Origin of the sequence: Persicitalea sp. (assembly GCF_041751555.1) — a bacterium.
GTDB lineage: Bacteria > Bacteroidota > Bacteroidia > Cytophagales > Spirosomataceae > Persicitalea.
Genome location: NZ_JBGSXF010000145.1, coordinates 1 through 5,362 on the forward strand (window position 1 = coordinate 1; position 5,362 = coordinate 5,362).

5 protein-coding genes are annotated in these 5,362 nt (G+C 53.7%); all 5 read right to left on the reverse strand.

The genetic code is table 11. From position 1 onward, the window contains the following. A partial coding sequence (locus ACEW8P_RS04885; RefSeq protein ID WP_373511983.1) for a cytochrome c biogenesis protein CcdA occupies positions 1 to 1,208 on the reverse strand: 1,208 nt, incomplete at its 3' end. A 277-nt stretch (positions 1,209 to 1,485) separates the two neighbouring features. Further along, complete coding sequence (locus ACEW8P_RS04890) at positions 1,486 to 2,187, reverse strand: endonuclease/exonuclease/phosphatase family protein (RefSeq protein ID WP_373511984.1); 702 nt, start codon at positions 2,185 to 2,187, stop codon at positions 1,486 to 1,488. 338 nt (positions 2,188 to 2,525) lie between these two features. Next, a complete protein-coding gene (locus ACEW8P_RS04895) occupies positions 2,526 to 3,530 on the reverse strand; it encodes an alpha/beta hydrolase (RefSeq protein WP_373511985.1) in 1,005 nt (334 codons plus the stop codon). A 59-nt stretch (positions 3,531 to 3,589) separates the two neighbouring features. Further along, positions 3,590 to 4,339: a response regulator transcription factor gene (locus ACEW8P_RS04900; RefSeq protein WP_373511986.1), complete on the reverse strand. Its 750-nt coding sequence runs from the start codon at positions 4,337 to 4,339 to the stop codon at positions 3,590 to 3,592. 68 nt (positions 4,340 to 4,407) lie between these two features. Further along, a partial coding sequence (locus ACEW8P_RS04905) for a sensor histidine kinase (protein WP_373511987.1) occupies positions 4,408 to 5,362 on the reverse strand: 955 nt, incomplete at its 5' end.

The following is a 5,362-nucleotide window of genomic DNA, read 5'->3' on the forward strand; positions in this document are numbered from 1 at the left end:
GCCGACGAAAACGCCACCATGCCCACAATGGGCTTCACGACCTCGCCGCCCGCCGAGGCCACCAGCAAACTGCCCACGATGGGGCCCGTACAGGAAAACGACACCAGCACCAGCGTGAAAGCCATGAAGAACACGCCCAGCATTCCGCCCTGGTCAGCTTTCTCGTCCATCTTGTTGACGAAAGAACTCGGCAGCACGATCTCGAACAACCCCAGAAAAGACAGCCCGAACAGGAAAAATATGGCAAAAAACAGCAGGTTTGGTAGCCAGTGGGTACTTAGGAAATTAGCAAAGGCCGGGCCATTGAGCCGCGATACGACAGTACCGATAAGGGTGTAAATCAGGACAATAGACAATCCATAAATTAACGCCTTTGTCTTACCGTCTTTTTGTTTGGTAAAGAAACTGACCGTCATCGGGATAATGGGGAAAACGCAGGGCGTCAGCAAGGCCACCAACCCCGCCAGAAATGCAGCGGCCGCGAAGGCCCACAGGGAGCCGTCGCTCGTCGCCGAATCGTCCTCTGCATTGTACAGGGCGGGTTTGGCTTCCGTGGTCGCTGAATCGGACGAGATGCTGGAAGTAACGGCTGAATCCACGAGCGATTCCTGCCCGGTTTCGGCAACGGATTCTCCGGCTGTACTCTCGTCGGTAGTTGCAGGAGAGGCAGTTTCCGGTGCGGTAGTTTTTGAGGAAGCCTCCTTCTTGGGCTCGTCTTTCTTCGTAGCAGCCGGGGCGACTTTTAATCCTGTAAAAGTAAAGTCGTTATTGCCTAGTACGCACAAACCCGTCACGTTCGAACAAGTTTGGTAGGTAGCGGCGGCTTTGATCGTGGGGTTTTCCTGCAGGATCAGAACCGTCTGACGAAATTCGGCTTTGCCTTCGAAGTAGGTCACATTACCCTGCCAAATCTCTTCAAACTTTTTCTTCGGCTTGACGGGCCGCAGACCGTCCATTTTTTTGTAGGAAGCATTGGGCGTCAGCGTAATTTCCGTCAACATCGGCCCCAGGTCGGGGTCGAAATCGTTGGAATACATGTACCAGCCCGGATCGATGGTGGCTTTGAAGACCAGATCCACCGTTTCACCGACTTTCACTTCTTTCTTGGAAAAAGAATGCGTCCAGGTGGCGTGGCGCTGGATTTGGGCCAAAGTAAGATGACTAAGAAGCAGAAGAGTCACGCCGAGGGCGGCGGTCAATTTATTCATGCGGCAGAGAATTGTTTCAAGCTAATGCAAAAGTACGCTGCTTCTTTCCGAAGCCGCACGTTTTGCTCAGAGTAGCAAACAAAATAGGCCCGGAAAAATTCGCTAGGCTTTCTCCCCACCTTTGGGACCATAAAAAATCACCCAGGTACCGAAGTCATCTGTGAAGTCGAAAAAGCGATGCTCGACGCCCGCGCTTCAGGTAGTGTAGTTTTCATAAACATTTACTTACCCTTTTACCAAAAGCTAAATTCAGGACGGTCAGTCTTTTGGGAAGTCTTCACAAAATTTCCAGTTCCGCCACGACTGGTAAATGATCCGAAGCGTACTTTTCGTCAATGACCCTGGTGTTCAATATCTTAAAACTATTTATGGGATTGTACATGATGAAGTCGATCGTACGATTGGGCGAATTTACCGGAATAGTCGGTGCGCAGTCGTCCCGGCAGGTTCTGGTAAAATGCTGATCGAACAAATCCATCACCGGGCTGCCCGACAGAGCGTTGAAATCGCCACCCAGAATCATGGGTAGGCTGGAATCCTTAAAATGTGTTATCAGGGCCTTCGCCTGCGACAGCCGGTTTTCTTCTTTCAAGTCCAGGTGCGTGCTGGCGAAGATAACCCTCTTTTGGCCGGGTAGTTGCACGGTAATAGCAGCCACGGCGCGATCCTCTCCTCCTATTGCGGGGTCGCGCGGCAGCAGGTACCCCACTGAATCCACGATGGTATACCGCGAAAGTACCGCGATGCCGTACTCCCCTCCCTGGTAGTCCAGCGCTTTCATGAAAAACGACTTCATACCCGTTAGCCGAGCCAGCTCGCGAGCCTGATCCAGGTTTTTGCCGGAGCGTTCGGTATAGACGTCCACTTCCTGCAATGCCACCAGATCCGGCTTTTGCTGATTGATGACCCGCGCGATGGCCACCAAATCGATCTTTACTTTTTCGGAAGGCGGGTTGGCGTGGTGGATGTTGTAGGTCATGACCCGCAGTGGCATTTTGCGGGTTGGGCTTGTACTTTTTATACAGCCTCCCAACAGTACCACCAGGCTAAAATACGCTAATCTTCGGACTCTTCTCGTAGTTGAATTCAGTCTCATAAGCCTTTCGAGCGAATTTTGCGGGGAACGGTGAATTTACCGACCACTTTCCCGTCATCACGGATGGTTTTCAGGTTCAGTTCTTTGAGATTGGCGTGCAGCTTTACCAGGGTAAGTTTGCCTTCCAGCGGTTTACTGCCGATCCTGACGGGGTAGTCGTGGTCTTTATCAGCCTAATGGGCCATGCAGGTAATCCAAGGAAACGCACTAGTCAGGTAGGCTTATCGGTCGGCCGCCACAGGCTTTATTTTCAGGATTTTTTCAAAAAAATCTTCCGTTGCTTTCTGCACGCCAGCAATATCCTTCGACGTGAAGTGCGAGGCAATCACGTGATCGCCGCTATTGGGAAAGGCGCGCTCCACTTTCAGGGCGTCGGGCGTACCGAGCTTGGGAAACATTTCCTTGATTGCCGCTACCGACACCACCTGGTCCTGCTCCTCGTCATTTTTGTAGTAATAGCCGACAAAGGCAGGCATCTTCACTTTTTCGTACACTTCGGGCCTCGCCACGGCGTCGATGGTTTGCTGCAAGGTCATCAAGCCATTCGAATGATAACTTTTCAACCAGTAATTGCTCCGCTCGCCTGTGTTGCCGCTTACCCGATGCTCGCCCACGGCGGCGTTCAGAATCTGCTGACCCCAGGGCCGGGTGGCCAGGCTCATGGCCGGATTGGCGATGGCCATGCAGGGCGAGTAAAGTACTATTCCTTTGATTTCGGGATGCGTGGCGGCCAGATAAACGGTCAGCAGTCCGCCCGCCGAAGTACCCATCACGATCACGCTATCGCCGATGGCGTTGCCAATGGCCAACGCCCGCTTGGCTCCGGCCACGAAATTCTCGGGCGTGAGATCGTCGAAGGCGTCGGGGTCGTCGATGCCCGCATCGTGCAGCCGCGCCAGGTACAGGTTGGCCCCGTAGCGCTTGGCCAGTTCGCGGTGAACCGGTTCACCCTCCGCCTGACTCGCGCCGAAGCCGTGGATATAGACGATGCTGTACGTCGTTTTCTGTTTGGCCGTATCGGCCCAGATAATGCGGGCTTCGTTGTCTTTTTTGAGGTCGGGAATGGCGGTTTCGGAGCGGGTAATGTCGGCTTCAAGTTCAGTCAGATTTTGGGTAACTGCTGGTAGCGCGGGGTCGAGGGTGGCGTCGGGCACATCGGGTCCGACCGCGTAACCAATACCAAGCAGGCCGATAATGCCAACCGTCCAGAGGAGGAATTTTTTCATTGAGTACTTTTTGAAGGGTTTTGGATTTTGAAGAGCGAAGTTACCAGTATCCAACGTCCCTACGGTGTTTTCACCACCAAAAGTTTCCGCATCAATTCTTTGTGATTGGTTTCGGGAAAAGGAATCGGCTTTTCCATGGCACTGACAAACAGCTGATTTTTCTCGATACGCTCCACAAAATCCAGGTTGACGACCACGAAGCGCGAAATGCGAAAGAACTGGTCTGCCGGGAAAAACTGCGCCAAGTACTTCAAGTTCATGGCAAAAACGTGGCTGCCGACGCCATGCCCCGTTCGCGTATATACTTCCACGTAAGCCCCGGCGGCCTTCATATAAACTACCTCCTTTTTCAGGATCCTAATGTGTTCCTTGCCATTTTTGGTGGGTAAAAACAGGCTTTCGGACGGTTGAGAACCTAGTCCATCGGGTGAAGGATTGTGGTTGAGATAGGCTAATTCCAACTGAATGGCGAGTTCCTTGCTGCGGAAAGGCTTGAACATGAAGGCAGCAGGATGCGTTTGCTGCGCCGCCTCCACGAAGGGTTTTTCGGTGCTGGAAGTAAGGTACACGATAGGAACAGCGAGGGGCAGCAGGTACTTTTGGGCAATCTCGATGCCGTTGTGCGGCGACCCGGCCAGCCGGATGTCCACCAGGGCCAGGTCGGGTACTTTCCGTTTCAGGGCCAGCCTGACTTCCTGCGTGCTGCGGGCGAGGGCCGTCACGAAGCGGCCCTCGCTTTCCAGACTTTCCTGCATATCGGCGGCCTCGATCAGGTCGTCCTCGATGATCAAAAGGTGAAGGGGGTTCATGGATGAAAGGTGGGAGGATGAGGCCCTTCGTCTCCGCTCAGGGTGACAAGGGAAAATAGGGTGATCGGTTAAACCTTAAAATTCATACGGAATGTGGTGCCTTCCGTGGCGTTGAAACTGTACTGCCCATGCAGTTGCTTTACCTGCAAATCAATGATCTTCATGCCCAGCGACTGCTCGCCGCCTTTGACGACCGGGGACCGTTTGAACCCACCACCATTATCAGCCACCCGTAGAGACAAGGCACTGCCTTGTCTACTGTCTTGTTGGCTGCCTTGTCTCCGCATCTCAATAGTCAGAGCAGGCGCTTCATGATCCGCAAAGGCATACTTACAGGCATTGGTAGTAAGCTCATTCACGATCAGGCCCACGGGCAAAGCGTGGTCGAGGGGTACTTCCAGGGTATCCGGGATGTCGTAGTTGACAACCACATCCTGGCAACCAAACGACTCCAAAGACATCTCGACCAGTTGGCGGACAAACTCCGCCGCTCGGACGGGCGTCAATCGGTCGTTTTCGTAGAGTTTCATCTGCAAAGCCGCCATCACTTTCAGGCGAGACTGCGTGTCTTCCAAAGCGGCGATGGCCGCCTTGTCGCTCAGGCGGTTGGCCTGCAACTGCAACAAGCCCGACACGACCTGCAGATTGTTCTTGACCCGGTGGTTTTGCTCCTGCACCAACTCCGCGTTCTGGCGACCAATGCGGGCTTTCTGGCGGAAGAGCCGATAATACACCGCGACGCCGCCCACCGCCAGCAACAGCAGCGCCGACACCACAAACAATAGCCAGCGCTGCGTTTGGATATTCTCGCTTTTCAGGGCCAACTCTTTCCGCTGACTCGCGAGTTGCACTTCCTTCTTCTCGTTCTCAAACTCCATCCCGAGGCGGGTGACGGCGCCATCGCGGTCGGAGAGCAGGTTCCCCTTTTCAAGTTCATGCAATTTTTGGGTATGTTCCAGAGCCGCCTTCCAGTTGCCCACCGCCCGGTAGTACTTCGTGTACAAAGCTTCTAAACCACGCATG